Origin of the sequence: Cellulomonas sp. NPDC058312 (genome assembly GCF_042880135.1) — a bacterium.
In the GTDB taxonomy this organism is placed as follows: Bacteria; Actinomycetota; Actinomycetes; order Actinomycetales; family Cellulomonadaceae; genus Cellulomonas.
This window is the reverse complement of the sequence record NZ_JBHVZE010000001.1, coordinates 917319-931490: the sequence shown is the minus strand read 5'-3', so window position 1 is coordinate 931490 and position 14172 is coordinate 917319. Positions and strand designations below refer to the sequence as shown.

Sequence of the window (14172 nt, the reverse complement as noted above, 5' to 3'; positions counted from 1 at the left end):
CGAGCCGGTGGCTGTCCGCCGACCACCTCGGGCCACCGTAGCGGACATTGCGGGTTGTGCACGCGACCCGCCCGGTGCGGCCGGTGGCCGACACGGGGTGCGGGTCGCTCCGGTGCCCGCCGGCGCGCGTCATGCGGCGAGCCAGCCGAGCAGGGAGATCAGGAAGGAGCAGCCGAGCATCAGCACGAGGAACGCCAGGTCGAGGCGCACCGGACCGAGGGTCAGCGGCGGGATCACGCGGCGCAGGGCGCGCAGCGGCGGGTCGGTCACCGAGTAGGCGATCTCCGCCACCACGAGCGCGGCGCCGGTGGGGCGCCAGTCCCGCGCGAAGTTCTGCACCAGGTCCAGGACCAGGCGCACGAGCAGGATGAGGACGAAGACGACGACGGCGAGCTGCAGCAGTCCGAGGACGAAGGTCACGGGCCCCAGTCTCCCCGAGATCCGCGGTCAGGACTGGTTGAAGAAGCCCGCACGGGATCCCTCGCCGGTCGGGCGGCCGTCGCCGGTGATCTCCACCGAGGACGGCGACAGCAGGAACACCTTGTTGGTGACCCGCTCGATGGCGCCGTGCAGGCCGAAGATCAGGCCCGCGGCGAAGTCGACGAGGCGCTTGGCGTCCGAGTCGTCCATGTCCGAGAGGTTCATGATGACGGGGGTGTTCTCGCGGAACGCCTCACCGATCTTGCGCGCATCGTTGTACGAGCGCGGGTGGATCGTGGTGATCCGGCGCACCTCGCCGTCGTGCCGCGGTGCCGGCGCCACGGGGCGCTCCCGCTCCACGGGCGCCGCCGTGCGGTGCAGCGGCGTGACCTCGGCCTCGTAGTCCTGTGCCACCGTCGCCTCCGGCTCGTCGTACTCGTCGACGTACTGGTCGTGCTCGCCCCGGTCGTCGGCAAGCCCGAGGTACAACATGGTCTTGCGCAGCGCTCCGGCCATCGCGATCACTCCATCCCCGAATTACTCACATGCCCTGCGCGGTCACGCTAGCAATGCGCGGCGGCAGCCGCGCGTCGCGACACGCGGCGTGTCGACCGCATTTCCGGTGTCCACGGACGACATATCAGACATTCATGAGAGCCACGACCCCGGCGGACCGCCCCGTGGTCGTCCCGGCGCGCTGGGCTCGGCGGTGGGAGAAGAACCGCTGGTCGGCGTCCGTGCACCACCCCGTCAGGTGCACGTCGCGGACGCCCGCGGCCCGCAGCAGCCCGGCGACACCCGCGGGCAGGTCGAGGCCGGGCGTGCCGTGCTCGGTGGTGCACGCCGTGCCGGGTACGGCCGCCTCGACCTCGTCCCGCATCGCCGCGGGCACCTCGTAGCGCGGTCCGCTGATGGCGGGGCCCACCGCGGCGCGCACCCGCGCGGGGTCCGCCCCGCGGGCGACCATCGCGGCGAGCGTCGCCTGGACGACGCCGCCGACCAGCCCGCGGCGGCCCGCGTGCGCCGCGGCGACCACCCGCGCGACCGGGTCGGCGAGCAGCACCGGCACGCAGTCCGCGACCAGGACGCCGACGCCCGTGCCGGGCAGCGCGGTCAGGAGCGCGTCGGCGTCCCCGACGGTGTCCTGCCGGGCCTCGACGGGCCCGTCGAGCACGTGCACGCGCGTGCCGTGCACCTGGGTCGCCCAGGCCACCGGCCCGCCGGCCCACGCCGCGACGCGCGCGCGGTTCGTCCGCACGTGCCCGGGGTCGTCGCCGACGTGCAGGCCGAGGTCGAGCGTGTCCCAGGGCGGGCCGCTGACCCCGCCGGCGCGGGTGGTGAACCCGGCCCGGACGCCCGGGCCGAGGTCCACCTCCAGGACCGACGGGGTCACGGCGTCACTTGAGGAAGTCGGGCACGTCGAGGTCGTCGTCCTTGCGGCGCGCGACCTCCTCCTCGAAGATCCGCGGGACCTCGAGCTGGCTCGTGGTCGGCTGCTCGGTGCTGAGGAACGCAGGCACCCCGGCGGGCTGCTGCTGGTGCTGCTCGTCCGGGTTGACCGGGCGCGGCGGCACCGCGGCGTGCGCGGCGGTCGTGGTCGGCACGGCGGCGGACGGCGGGATCGCGGCGGGCGCGCGGCCCGCTCCCCCGGCGCTGACCTGGCCGATGCCCCGGGCGTCGCGGCGCTGGGCGGGCGCGCCGCCGTCGAAGCCCGCGGCGATGACCGTCACGCGCACCTCGTCGCCGAGGGCGTCGTCGATGACCGCGCCGAAGATGATGTTCGCCTCGGCGTGCGCGGCCTCCTGGACCAGGCGCGCGGCCTCGTTGATCTCGAACAGGCCGAGGTCGGACCCACCCTGGATGGACAGCAGCACGCCGTGGGCGCCGTCGATGCTGGCCTCGAGCAGCGGCGAGGAGATCGCCAGCTCGGCCGCCTGGACCGCGCGGTCCTCGCCGCGGGCCGAGCCGATGCCCATGAGCGCGGAGCCCGCGCCCTGCATGACGGACTTCACGTCGGCGAAGTCGAGGTTGATCAGGCCCGGGGTGGTGATGAGGTCCGTGATGCCCTGGACACCGGACAGCAGCACCTGGTCGGCGGACCGGAACGCGTCGAGCACCGAGACCGAGCGGTCGGAGATCGACAGCAGGCGGTCGTTCGGGATGACGATGAGGGTGTCGACCTCGCTGCGCAGCGCCTCGATGCCCGAGTCGGCCTGCACGGTGCGGCGCCGGCCCTCGAACGTGAACGGGCGGGTGACGACGCCGATGGTCAGGGCGCCGAGCGACCTCGCGATGCGCGCGACGACGGGCGCGCCGCCGGTGCCGGTGCCGCCGCCCTCGCCCGCGGTCACGAACACCATGTCCGCGCCGCGCAGGACGTCCTCGATCTCCTCGGCGTGGTCCTCGGCGGCCTTCTTGCCGACCTCGGGGTCGGCGCCGGCGCCGAGCCCGCGGGTGAGCTCGCGGCCCACGTCGAGCTTCACGTCCGCGTCGGACATGAGCAGGGCCTGGGCGTCGGTGTTGATGGCGATGAACTCGACACCCTTGAGGCCGACCTCGATCATGCGGTTCACGGCGTTGACGCCTCCGCCGCCGATGCCGACGACCTTGATGACCGCCAGGTAGTTCTGCGGAGCTGCCACGGTGGGTGCCTCTCGTTGCGATGTCGACGAACCTTCACCCTCAACTAGAGGGTTATAGTTATGTCAGTTCTGTCTAGGGGTGACGGTAAGGCGCGCGGTCGGGGCGATCAAACACCCGCCCGCGCGTGTCGGTGTGGCGTCGGACGGGATCACCCGACGACGGGCATGGTCGGCGCGGACACGTCGTAGCGCGCGGACCCCGCGGTCTCGGGCGCGGCCCGCAGGGCCTGGAGCACGGCCGACTTCAGGTCCGGCTCCTGGGCGCTCCCCCACTCCACGACGGCCCCGTCGCGCAGCACGAACTGCACGGTGTCCTGCGTCCCCGCCGACACCTGGCCGATGTCCGCGCGCAGCGCCTCCGGCACCGACTCGAGCACGCCCAGCGCCGCCGCGAGGATCCGGCCCTCGCCCACCGGGACCTGCACGACCGGCAGCCCCTCGGGCGCGGCGTCGGTGCGACCCACCTGCACGCCGTCCTGGTCGACCAGGGCGTAGCCCGGGCCGGCGGGCTGCCCGTCCGGCTCCTCGGCGTCGTCGGGCCGCGGTGCGTCGTCCGGCCGGTCCGGCTGGGCGGCGTCGGCCTCCGGCACGGCGGCCACGGGCTCGCGGGAGACGAGCTGCACGAGCAGGCCGTTCGGCCAGTCGCGCCGCACGGCCACGTCCCGCACGCCCGGGACGTCCAGCAGGGCGCCGCGCAGACGCGTGGTGTCCAGCCGGGTCAGCGGGGTGCCCGCCTCGGCGTCGACCACCGCGCGCACCTGGTCCACCGCGACGACGGTGCCGGCCCCGGTGACCCGGACCTGCTCGGCGTCGAGCGCGAGCACCGGCGACAGCAGCAGCAGCCACGCCAGCGCGCCGACCGCCACGACCGAGCCGGCCGCGATGACGATCTGCCGCCACGCCAGCCGGCGCCGGGCCCGCGCACGCTCCGCGAACCGCGCGGCCGACCCCTGGCTGACCACGGGCGGGCGCACCGGGAACGCGCCCGTCCGCGGGGTGAGCGCGGACCCGGAGGTGCGGCGCGGAGCGGTGGCGGGCGGTGTCGGCGAGGTCGCCGGCCGGGCGGCGGTCGCCTGCGTCGCGGCGGACGCCGGCGCGACCGGCTGCTCGGCGGTGCGGGGCCCTCCGGCGGGCACGCCCCGGCCCCGCCGCGGCGGTGCCGGGCGGGGTGCGGGCGGGCGGGGTCGCTGCGGGGTCACGCCGGCCCCGGCTCCGACCCGTCGGCGGTCGGCGACCCGGTCCCCAGCGCGGTCAGGATCTCGGCGCCGAGCCGCGTCACGTCGCCCGCGCCCACGGTGAGCACGAGGTCGCCGGCGCGGGCGGCCTCGGCGACCGCGCGCGCGGCGTCGTGCGCGTCGGCGACGTACCGTGCGCGTCCCGGAGTCGGCACCCGCTGCACGATGGTGTCGCCGGAGACCTCCGGGTCCGGGTCCTCCCGCGCCGCGTACACGTCGGTGACCACGACCGAGTCGGCCAGGTCGAGCGCCGCGCCGAACTCCGCGGCGAAGGTGCGCGTGCGGGAGTACAGGTGCGGCTGGAACAGCACGTGCACCCGCCCGTCGCCGACCTCCGTGCGGGCGGTCCGCAGCAGCGCGGCGACCTCGGTGGGGTGGTGCGCGTAGTCGTCGACGACCCGCACGCCCGCGACGGTGCCGCGGTCCTCGAACCGGCGGCCCGTGCCGCGGAACTCCCCGAGCCCGCGCGCGACGGCGGCCGCGTCGGCGCCCACCGCCCACGCCGCGAGGTACGCGGCCGCGGCGTTCGCGGCGTTGTGCTCCCCGGGGACGGCCAGCACCAGGTCCGCGCCCGGCACCTCCGCGGTGCGCGAGGTCAGCGTGACGTGCCACGCGCCGCCCTGGGCGCGCAGCGGCCCGAGCACGAGGTCCGGGCCCGTGGCGTCCGCGCCGATGGCGGCGTCCGACCCGTAGGTCAGGACCCGCACGCCCCGGCGGGTGAGCCGGTCGCGGACCGCTGCGACCAGACGGGCGGCGCCGGGGTCGTCGAGGCAGGCGACCAGCGCGCCGCCGTCCAGCACCCGGTCGGCGAACTGCTCGAACGCCGCCTCGAACGCCTCGGTGGTGCCGTAGTGGTCCAGGTGGTCGGGCTCGACGTTGGTGACGACCGCGACCGCGGGGGCGTAGGCCAGGAAGGAGCCGTCGGACTCGTCCGCCTCGGCGACGAACACCTCGCCCGCACCGGTCCGGAAGCCCGGGGTCGCGCCGTCGGCGGTGAGCACCGTGCCGCCGATCGCGTAGGACGGGTCGAGCACGCTGTCCTCGCGGCCTGCGGCCGCCAACGCGGTGGCGACCATCGTGGACGTCGTGGTCTTGCCGTGCGCTCCGGCCACGGCGATGCCGATCCGGCCGGTCATCAGCGCGGCCAGCGCCTCCGAGCGGTGCAGCACCGGGAGCCCGCGCTCGCGCGCCCGCACCAGCTCCGGGTTGGACTCGCGGATGGCGCTGGACACCACCAGGGTGTCGACGTCCTCGACGTGCGCGGCGTCGTGCCCGACGTGCACCGCGACCCCGGCCGCACGCAGCCCGGCGAGCGCCGGCCCCTCCTGGGCGTCGGAGCCGGACACGGTGAGCCCCCGGGCGACCAGCAGCCCGGCGACCGCGGACATGCCCGCCCCGCCGACGCCGACCAGGTGGACGTGCCCCAGGTCGGCCAGGTCGCCCCCGACGGCGGACCGCGCGGGCTCGGCCGTCGCGGGTCCGGGCACGTCGGGCTCGGCCACCTCGTCCCCGCCGACCTCGTCCGCGGCACCGTCGACGGCGGCGCCGTCCGCGGCACCGGCCTCGGCCCGCTCGTCCTCGGCCCGCTGCTCGGCGGCGGCAGCGGCGTCCGCGGCGGCGGCCTGCTCGGCCGCCGCGCGGGCCTCGGCCTCCTGCGCGCGCCGCTCGGCCTCGACCAGCGCGTCCTCGACCAGGTCCGCCACCCGGGCGGCCGCGTCCGGGACGCCGACGCGCGCGGCCGCCTCGCCCATCGCGCGCCGGTCCTCGGCGGCGTCGGGGCCGAGCAGCGGCAGCAGGTGCGCGGCGATCCAGTCGCCGGTGAGCTCCTCGTCGGCGACCAGCAGGCCACCGCCCTCCGCGACCACGGGCTGGGCGTTGAGCCGCTGCTCGCCGTTGCCGACGGGCAGCGGGACGTAGACGGCCGGGATGCCCAGCGCCGCGAGCTCGCTCACGGTGCCCGCGCCGGACCGGCACAGCACGACGTCGGCGACCGCGAGGGCCTGCTCCATCTCCGCCAGGTACTCGCGCACGTGGTAGCGCTCGGCGCCGGCGACGCCGCGGACCGCGGCGCGGACCTCCTCGGCCTTGCCCGTGCCGGTCAGGTGCAGCACCTCGGCGCCGGTCGCCAGGACCGCGCGGGCCTGTGCGGCGATCGCGCGGTTCAGCGACTGCGCGCCGAGCGAGCCGCCGGTGACGAGCAGCGTGACGCGGGCCGGGTCGAACCCGAGCTCGGCGGCGGCGCGCCGTCGGGTCGCCGCGGCGTCCGTCGCGCGCTCGTCGAGCAGCCGCGCGATCTCCGGGCGCAGCGGCAGCCCGGTGACCTGGGCGCGCGGCAGCCGGGTGCCGGGGAACGTGACCGCGACCGTGTGGGCCTGCCGGGCGCCGAGCCGGTTCGCCAGCCCGGCGCGGGCGTTCTGCTCGTGCACGACCACGGGGATGCCGCGCGACCGCGCCGCGAGGTACGCGGGGGTCGACACGTAGCCGCCGAACCCGACGACGACGGTCGCGCCGATCTCGTCGATGGTGGCGCCGGCGGCGTCGACCGCCTGCCGGAGCATCCGCGGCAGCTTGAACCAGTCCGGCGTGGGCCGCCGCGGCAGCGGGACCTTCGGCACGACGTGCAGGTCGAACCCGCGCTCGGGGACCAGCCGGGACTCCAGGCCCTCGGTGGTGCCGAGCACCGCGAGGCGCAGCCCGGGGTCGCGGGCGCGCAGCTCCTCGGCGACGGCCAGCAGGGGGTTGACGTGGCCGGCCGTGCCGCCACCGGCGAGCAGCACCGCGCGGGGTCGCCGCTCCGGGGCCTGGCCGTCGTCCTCGACCGGGTGGGCGTCGGGTGCGGTCACGGGGGTCCTCCGGTTCAGGCGCGGTGGCGCCGGTGGTGCGGGTCGGGGAAGTCGAGGGGGGCGGGTGTCGCGGGGTGGTCAGGCACGGGTGCGTCCGATCACGGCGAGCGAGCGGCGCACGACGCTCGGCCGGGCGGCCAGCGCCTCGGCGGCCCCGGGCTCCGTGCGGGCGAACGAGATCACCACGCCGAGCGCCACCAGCGTCGTGATGAGCGCCGACCCGCCCGCGGACACCAGGGGCAGCGGCACGCCGACCACGGGCACCAGCCCGATCACCACGCCCATGTTGACGAGCGCCTGCCCGATGATCCACGCCGCGACGCCGCCCGTGACGATCTGGGCGAACGGGTCGCGGTGCCGGGCGATCACCCGGAACATCGCGAACGCCAGCACCCCGAACAGCGCGAGCACCAGGAGCGTGCCGATCAGGCCGAGCTCCTCGCCGATGATCGCGTAGATGAAGTCGTTGTGCGCCTCGGGCAGGTAGGACCACTTCTCGCGGCTCTGGCCGAGACCGAGGCCCCCCCAGCCGCCGGTGGCCAGCGCCTGCAGCCCGTGCCAGGTCTGGTAGCAGCCCGCGGACTTGTCGCAGTCGCCGGAGAACCAGTCCATGATCCGGCCGACGCGGTTGTCGCTGCCGACGGCGAGCAGCGCGACCCCGGCGGCGGCGGCGAGGGCGGCCCCCGCGAAGATCCGCATCGGCACGCCGGCGACGAACAGCGCGCCGGCCACCAGGACCAGCAGGATGATCGCGGTGCCCAGGTCGTGACCGAGCAGCACCATCCCGACCGCACCCCCGGCCACCGGCAGCGCCGGCACCGCCGCGTGCTTCCAGTCGTCGAACATCGGCTGCTTGCGCACCAGGATCGCGCCGAGCCAGACCACGAGGGCGAGCTTGAGCGCCTCGGCCGGCTGGGCGGTGAAGCCGCCGATGCCGATCCAGCCCTGGTTGCCGCCCTTGCCGAGGCCGAGGGGCGTGTACACCAGCAGCTGCAGGAACAGGCCGAGACCGAGCAGCGGCCAGGCGAGGCGCCGGTACGTCTGCGGCCGGACCCGGGACGCCAGCCACATCAGCGGCAGCCCGATCAGCGCGTACTGCGCCTGGCTGAGGAACACGGTGTACGGCGACCCGCCGCTGGCGATCGACTCGACCGACGACGAGGACAGCACCATGACCAGACCGATGACGAGCAGCAGCATGCTGGCGCCGACGAGCAGGTAGTAGCTCGTCACGGCGCTGTTCCACTGCCCGAGCCGGGAGGGCGCGCGCGGCGCGGCGCCGGGTGCCGGGGCGTCGGTCGTCTGGGCCATCGGCGGCGGGGTCACCCCCTCGCGAGCAGGGAGCGGACCTCGGCGGCGAACGCGTCTCCCCGCGCGGCGTACGACGCGAACTGGTCCATCGATGCGCACGCCGGCGCCAGGAGGACGGTCGTGCCCGTGGCGCCGGTCGCCGAGCGTGCGTCCGCCAGGCGGCGGGCCTCGGTCACGGCGCGGGTCATCACGGTCCCAGTGTCACCGGGATCGACCCGCACCACCGGGACGTCCGGGGCGTGTCGGGCGAGCGCGTCCGCGAGCGGCGCGGCGTCGACCCCGATGAGCACGACGGCGTGCAGCCGGTCCGCGCGCGACGCCACGAGGTCGTCGAAGGTCGCGCCCTTGGCCAGGCCCCCGGCGACCCACACGACGCTCCCGGCGGCGAACGAGGCGAGCGCGGCCGCGGCGGCGTGCGCATTGGTGGCCTTGGAGTCGTCGACCCAGCGCACCCCGTCGACGTCGGCGACCGTGGCGATCCGGTGCGCGCCGGGCCGGTAGGCGCGCAGCCCGTCGCGGACCGCGGCGGGCTCGACCCCGTGCGCCAGCGCGAGCGACGCCGCGGCGAGCGCGTCCTGCACCACGTGCGGCGCGAGCCCGTCGGGCCCGGCGAGGTGCGCGAGGTCGTCGAACGTCGCCAGCTCGGCGGCGTGCGTGTGCCGCAGCGCGGCGAACCCGCGGTCGACGAGCACGTGGTCGACCAGGCCGACCTGGCCCACGGACGGGGCGCCGAGGGTGAACCCGACCGCGACGGCGCCGTCGGCGACGTCGGCGTCGCGGACCAGGTCCTCGGTGGTCGGGTCGGCGGCGTTGTAGACGCACGCGACCTCGACCCCGGCGTAGACCCGGCCCTTGTCCGCGGCGTACGCGTCCAGGGAGCCGTGCCAGTCGAGGTGGTCGGCGGCGACGTTGAGCACCACGGCGGCCTGCGCGGCCATCGACGTGGTGTGGTGCAGCTGGAAGCTCGACAGCTCGACGGCCAGCACGTCCAGCGCCGGGTCGGTGGCGGCGAGCACCACGGGCGTGCCGACGTTGCCCACCGCGGCCGTGCGGCGGCCCGCGGCCGTGAGCACGGAGGCCAGCATCTCGACGGTCGTCGTCTTGCCGTTGGTCCCGGTGACCGCGAGCCACGGCGCGGGCCCGTCGCCGGAGTCCCGGCCGACACGCAGCCGCCACGCGAGCTCGACCTCGCTCCACACCGGCACGCCGGCGGCGCGCGCGGCGGCCAGCAGCGGGTGGCTCGGGGGCAGACCGGGCGACGCGACGACGACGTCCACGCCGTCGAGCCCGCCCCGCGCGAGGAAGGCCGCGACGTCGCGCGCGTCGGCGTCCTCGGCCCGGTCGTCCACCGTGGTGACGCGGGCGCCGAGGCCGGCGAGCACGTCGCGCGCGGCGCGTCCGGACACCCCGAGCCCGGCGACGACCACCGTCGCCGACGCGAGCGCGGACCGGGTCAGGTCGTCAGCGCCGTCCGCCACGGTCAGCCCGTCACCCACTCCGCGTAGAAGATCCCGACGCCGAGCGCGACGAACAGCCCGGCGATCAGCCAGAACCGGATCACGATGGTGACCTCGCCCCACCCCGACAGCTCGAAGTGGTGGTGCAGCGGTGCCATCTTGAAGACCCGTCTGCCCGTCATCTTGAAGAACCCGATCTGGATGACGTCCGACAGCACCACGATGACGAACAGGCCGCCGATGATCGCGGCCAGCACCTCGGTGCGGGTCACGATCGACATGCCGGCGAGCGCGCCGCCGAGGGCCAGCGAGCCGGTGTCGCCCATGAAGATCTTCGCGGGGCTGGCGTTCCACCACAGGAACCCGAAGCACGCGCCGGTGATCGCCGCGGCGACCACCGCCATGTCCAGCGGGTCGCGGGTGGCGTAGCACCGGGCGCCGGCGGTCAGCGCGCACCGCTGGTTGAACTGCCAGACGCAGACGATGACGTAGGCGCCGAACACGATCAGCGAGGCGCCGGTCGCGAGCCCGTCCAGCCCGTCGGTGAGGTTGACCGCGTTGGACCAGGCGGTGATGAGGAAGTTCGCCCAGATCACGAACAGGATCGCGCCCACGGTCGCCCCGGCGAACGCGAGGTCCAGGCCGGTGTCGCGGATGAACGAGATCTTGGTCGACGCCGGGGTGCGCATCGTCGCGTCGGGGAACTGCAGCGCGAGCACCGCGAACGTGATGCCGACGGCGCCCTGGCCGACGATCTTCCACCGGGCGGACAGCCCGAGGCTGCGCTGGCGGGAGATCTTGATGAAGTCGTCCAGGAACCCGACGACGCCCAGGCCGGTCATGAGGAACAGCACGAGCACCGCCGAGGCGCTCGGCACGTTCCCGCTGGCCAGCGCGGCGACGGCCCAGCCGATCAGGGTGGCCCCGATGATGACGACGCCGCCCATCGTGGGCGTGCCACGCTTGGTGTAGTGCGCGGTCGGGCCGTCCTGGCGGATGAACTGGCCGTACTGCTTCGTGACCAGGAAGTTGATGAACAGGGGCGTGGCCAGCAGGGCCACCACCATCGCGACGCCACCGGCGACGAGGACGGAGATCACGCGGGCACCTCCGTCGCACCGGCGCCGCCGGCGGTCAGCAGGTCCCCGAGGCGCCACAGGCCGGCGTCCTGCGAGGACTTCACCAGCACGACGTCACCGGGGCGCAGCTCGCGCTCGAGCAGCGCGGCCGCGGCGTCGACGTCGTCCACGATCGCGACCTCGTCGCCCCACGACCCCTCGCGCTGGGCGCCCGCCGCGATACCGAGGGCGCCCTTCCCCACCACGACCGTGAGGCCGACGTTGAGCCGCACGACCTGCAGGCCGATCGCCTCGTGCTCGGCGCGCGCGTCGGGCCCGAGCTCCATCATCTCGCCGAGCACCGCGACCGAGCGGCGCTCGCGCCCGGCCAGCACGGCGAGCGCGCGCAGCGCCGCCCGCACCGAGTCCGGGTTGGCGTTGTACGAGTCGTCCACGACCGTGATGCCGTCCGGCCGGTCGACCACGTGCATCCGGTGCGGGCTGAGCGCGTCGGCGGCGCCGAGCCCGGCGGCGACGTCGTCGAGCGGCAGGCCGACGGCCAGCGCCGCGGCGGCGGCGGCGAGCGCGTTGTGGGCGTGGTGCTCCCCCACGAGCCGCAGCGCGACGTCCGCGCGGCGCCGCTCCCCCGGGGCGTCGCCCTCGACGGGCGGGACCGGGCCGGCGTCCAGCGTGAACGCGGCGCGCCCGGCGCGGTCCACCCGCAGGTCGACGGCGCGCACGTCGGCGGTGCTGGTGGTGCCGAACGTCGCGACCGGGCCGGGCGCGAGGTCCGCCATCGCGCGCACGCGGTCGTCGTCCGCGTTCAGCACCGCGACGCCGCCGGGCGCGAGTCCCGTGACGATCTCGGACTTCGCGCGCGCGACGGCCTCGATGCCGCCGAACCCGCCGAGGTGGGCGTGCCCGACGACCAGGACCACCGCGACGTCGGGCGGCGCGATGTCGGTGAGGTAGGTGAGGTGCCCGGGGCCGGAGGCGCCCATCTCGAGCACGAGGAACCGGGTCTGCTCGTCGGCGCGCAGCACCGTGAGCGGCAGGCCGATCTCGTTGTTGAACGACTTGACCGGGGCGACCGTCGGGCCGGCGGCGGTGCACAGCTGCGCCAGCAGGTCCTTGGTGGTGGTCTTGCCGACCGAGCCGGTCACGCCGATCACCTGCAGACCCGCGCCCCCGGGCTCCGCGGCGGCCTCGCGCAGCAGCACGAGCACCTCGCGGGCCAGGTCGCCGAGCGCGCGCTCCACGTCCTCGACGACGACCGACGGCAGCGCGTCGCCCGCGTCGTCGGCCAGCTCGCGCGCGGCCAGCACGAGGCGCGCGCCACCGGAGACCGCGGTCGACGCGAAGTCGTGCCCGTCGACGTGCTCACCGGGCAGGGCCACGAACAGCGACCCGGGCTCGACCTGGCGCGAGTCGACGACCACGGCGCCGGAGACCACCGTCGCCGGGTCGAGGTCCGCCGGGTGCAGCCGCCCGCCCGTCGCGGCCGCCACCTGCGCCGCCGTCAGCGCGATCACGCCTGCGGCCCCTGCACGACCGGGGCCTGCGCGCCGGTGGCCTGCGCCGCCCGCAGCACGTCGCGGTCGTTGTACCGGTGGAAGACGCCGGCGATCTCCTGCGTCGGCTCGTGGCCCTTGCCCGTGATGATGATGGTGTCCAGCTCCGTCGCGAGGTCGAGGGCGTCGTGGATGGCCTGCGTGCGGCTGGTCGCCTCGTGCACGTCGGCGAGGTCGGGGCGCTCGTCGCGGACCCCGTCCAGGATGGCGGCCCGGATGGACGCGGGGTCCTCCGAGCGCGGGTTCTCGTCGGTGACGACGAGGACGTCGGCGAGCCGCGCGGCGACGGCGCCCATGATCGGACGCTTCCCGCGGTCCCGGTCCCCGTCGGAGCCGAACACGATGACCAGGCGGCCGGGCGTGATCGGGCGCACGGCCTCCAGTGCCAGCACGAGGGCGTCGGGCGTGTGCGCGTAGTCGACGAGGCACAGCGGCCGCCCGGCACCGCGCTCGATGACGCGCTCCATGCGCCCCGGGACCCCGGCCGAGCGGCCGACGGCGTCGATCGCGTCCGCCAGCGGCACGCCGGCCCGGTGCGCGAGCACGACGGCCAGCGCCGCGTTCGACACGTTCACCAGGCCCGGCAGCGGGCTCGCGGCACGGTGCTCGGTGCCGTCGGGGCCGCGCAGCACGAACGTCGAGCCGACGCCGTCCAGGCCGATGTCGGCCTCGGTCACGGCCCAGTCGGCGGTCGCGGACTCCGGGGAGCCCACGTGGGTGGCGACGGTGTCGACCGGGATCTCGGCCTCGGCCGCGAGGCGCCGGCCCCACGCGTCGTCGACGACGACCACGCCCCGCCTGGCGTGCCCGGCGTGGAACAGCCGGGCCTTGGCCTGGAAGTAGCCCTCCATGTCGCCGTGGAAGTCGAGGTGGTCCCGCTGCAGGTTGGTGAACCCGGCGACGTCGACCTCGAGGCCGGCCATCCGCCCGAGCGCCAGCGCGTGCGAGGACACCTCGGTGACCGCCGCGGTCGCGCCGCGCTCGAGCCCGAGCGCCAGGACGGACTGCAGCACCGGGGCCTCGACGGTGGTCCGCGGGCTCTCGATCGCGTCGTCCCCGATCCGCAGCTCGACCGTGCCCATGACGACCGTCCGGTCGTGGGCACGGCGCAGGGCGGAGTCGACGAAGTACGTCGTGGTGGTCTTGCCGTTGGTGCCGGTGATGCCGACCGTCGTCAGACGCCGCCCGGGGTGGTCGTGCAGCCAGGCCGCCATCGGGCCCGCCTGGCCGCGCGGGTCGGGCGTCACCAGGACGGGCAGGCCGGCGGCGAGCGGGTCGGCGGCGAGCAGCTCCGCGCCCGCGGCGTCGGTGACCACGGCCACGGCCCCGGCGGCGACCGCCTGGCCGGTGTGCGCGGCCCCGTGGGTGTGCGCACCGGGGACGGCGACGAACACGTCGCCCGGCAGCACGTCGCCGCTGGCGACCGTGATGCCGGAGGTCTCGAGGTCCGCCGGCACGCCGGCGTCGCCCGGACCCGTGGCGACGAGCGCGAACGCGTCGGCGAGGTCGGCGACCCGGCGGCGGTGGGGGTGCTCCGGGCGCAGCCGGCCCTGCGGGGACGTCATAGGGAGAATCTACCGCGCGGGGCCGGGCCGCCCGCGACCGCAGCCGTGCTACAGGGCGTCGCCGAGACCT

Annotated in this window: 11 protein-coding genes; all 11 read right to left on the bottom strand. The window is 76.0% G+C overall.

Annotation, left to right across the window (positions count from 1 at the left end; all coding sequences use genetic code 11):
* Window positions 1–129: 129 nt before the first annotated feature.
* Window positions 130–420 (bottom strand): YggT family protein, encoded by a 291-nt coding sequence (locus ACFVXN_RS04155; RefSeq protein WP_389227668.1) that lies wholly within the window; start codon window positions 418–420, stop codon window positions 130–132.
* A 27-nt stretch (window positions 421–447) separates the two neighbouring features.
* Entirely contained in the window at window positions 448–936 is a 489-nt protein-coding gene (locus ACFVXN_RS04150) for a cell division protein SepF (protein ID WP_389227665.1), read from the bottom strand.
* A 124-nt stretch (window positions 937–1060) separates the two neighbouring features.
* Window positions 1061–1813: a peptidoglycan editing factor PgeF gene (gene pgeF, locus ACFVXN_RS04145; protein WP_389227662.1), complete on the bottom strand. Its 753-nt coding sequence runs from the start codon at window positions 1811–1813 to the stop codon at window positions 1061–1063.
* A gap of 4 nt (window positions 1814–1817) precedes the next feature.
* Window positions 1818–3062, bottom strand: coding sequence for a cell division protein FtsZ (ftsZ, locus tag ACFVXN_RS04140; protein ID WP_389227659.1), 1245 nt, complete (start codon window positions 3060–3062; stop codon window positions 1818–1820).
* Between the two features lie 149 nt (window positions 3063–3211).
* The gene (locus tag ACFVXN_RS04135; RefSeq protein ID WP_389227656.1) at window positions 3212–4198 is read right to left on the bottom strand and encodes a cell division protein FtsQ/DivIB; all 987 of its coding nucleotides are present in this window, start codon (window positions 4196–4198) and stop codon (window positions 3212–3214) included.
* A 59-nt stretch (window positions 4199–4257) separates the two neighbouring features.
* Complete coding sequence (gene murC, locus ACFVXN_RS04130; protein WP_389227653.1) at window positions 4258–7140, bottom strand: UDP-N-acetylmuramate--L-alanine ligase; 2883 nt, start codon at window positions 7138–7140, stop codon at window positions 4258–4260.
* A 78-nt stretch (window positions 7141–7218) separates the two neighbouring features.
* A complete protein-coding gene (gene ftsW / locus ACFVXN_RS04125; protein ID WP_389227651.1) occupies window positions 7219–8451 on the bottom strand; it encodes a putative lipid II flippase FtsW in 1233 nt (410 codons plus the stop codon).
* An 11-nt stretch (window positions 8452–8462) separates the two neighbouring features.
* Entirely contained in the window at window positions 8463–9935 is a 1473-nt protein-coding gene (murD, locus tag ACFVXN_RS04120) for a UDP-N-acetylmuramoyl-L-alanine--D-glutamate ligase (RefSeq protein WP_389227878.1), read from the bottom strand.
* The gene (gene mraY / locus ACFVXN_RS04115; RefSeq protein ID WP_389227648.1) at window positions 9932–11008 is read right to left on the bottom strand and encodes a phospho-N-acetylmuramoyl-pentapeptide-transferase; all 1077 of its coding nucleotides are present in this window, start codon (window positions 11006–11008) and stop codon (window positions 9932–9934) included. The genes murD and mraY overlap by 4 nt, the downstream gene beginning before the upstream one ends.
* Entirely contained in the window at window positions 11005–12498 is a 1494-nt protein-coding gene (gene murF / locus ACFVXN_RS04110; protein WP_389227645.1) for a UDP-N-acetylmuramoyl-tripeptide--D-alanyl-D-alanine ligase, read from the bottom strand. The genes mraY and murF overlap by 4 nt, the downstream gene beginning before the upstream one ends.
* Window positions 12495–14102, bottom strand: a complete 1608-nt coding sequence (locus ACFVXN_RS04105; protein WP_389227642.1) for a UDP-N-acetylmuramoyl-L-alanyl-D-glutamate--2,6-diaminopimelate ligase — start codon at window positions 14100–14102, stop codon at window positions 12495–12497. Before ACFVXN_RS04105 ends, murF begins: the two co-directional genes overlap by 4 nt.
* Between the last annotated feature and the right edge of the window lie 70 nt (window positions 14103–14172).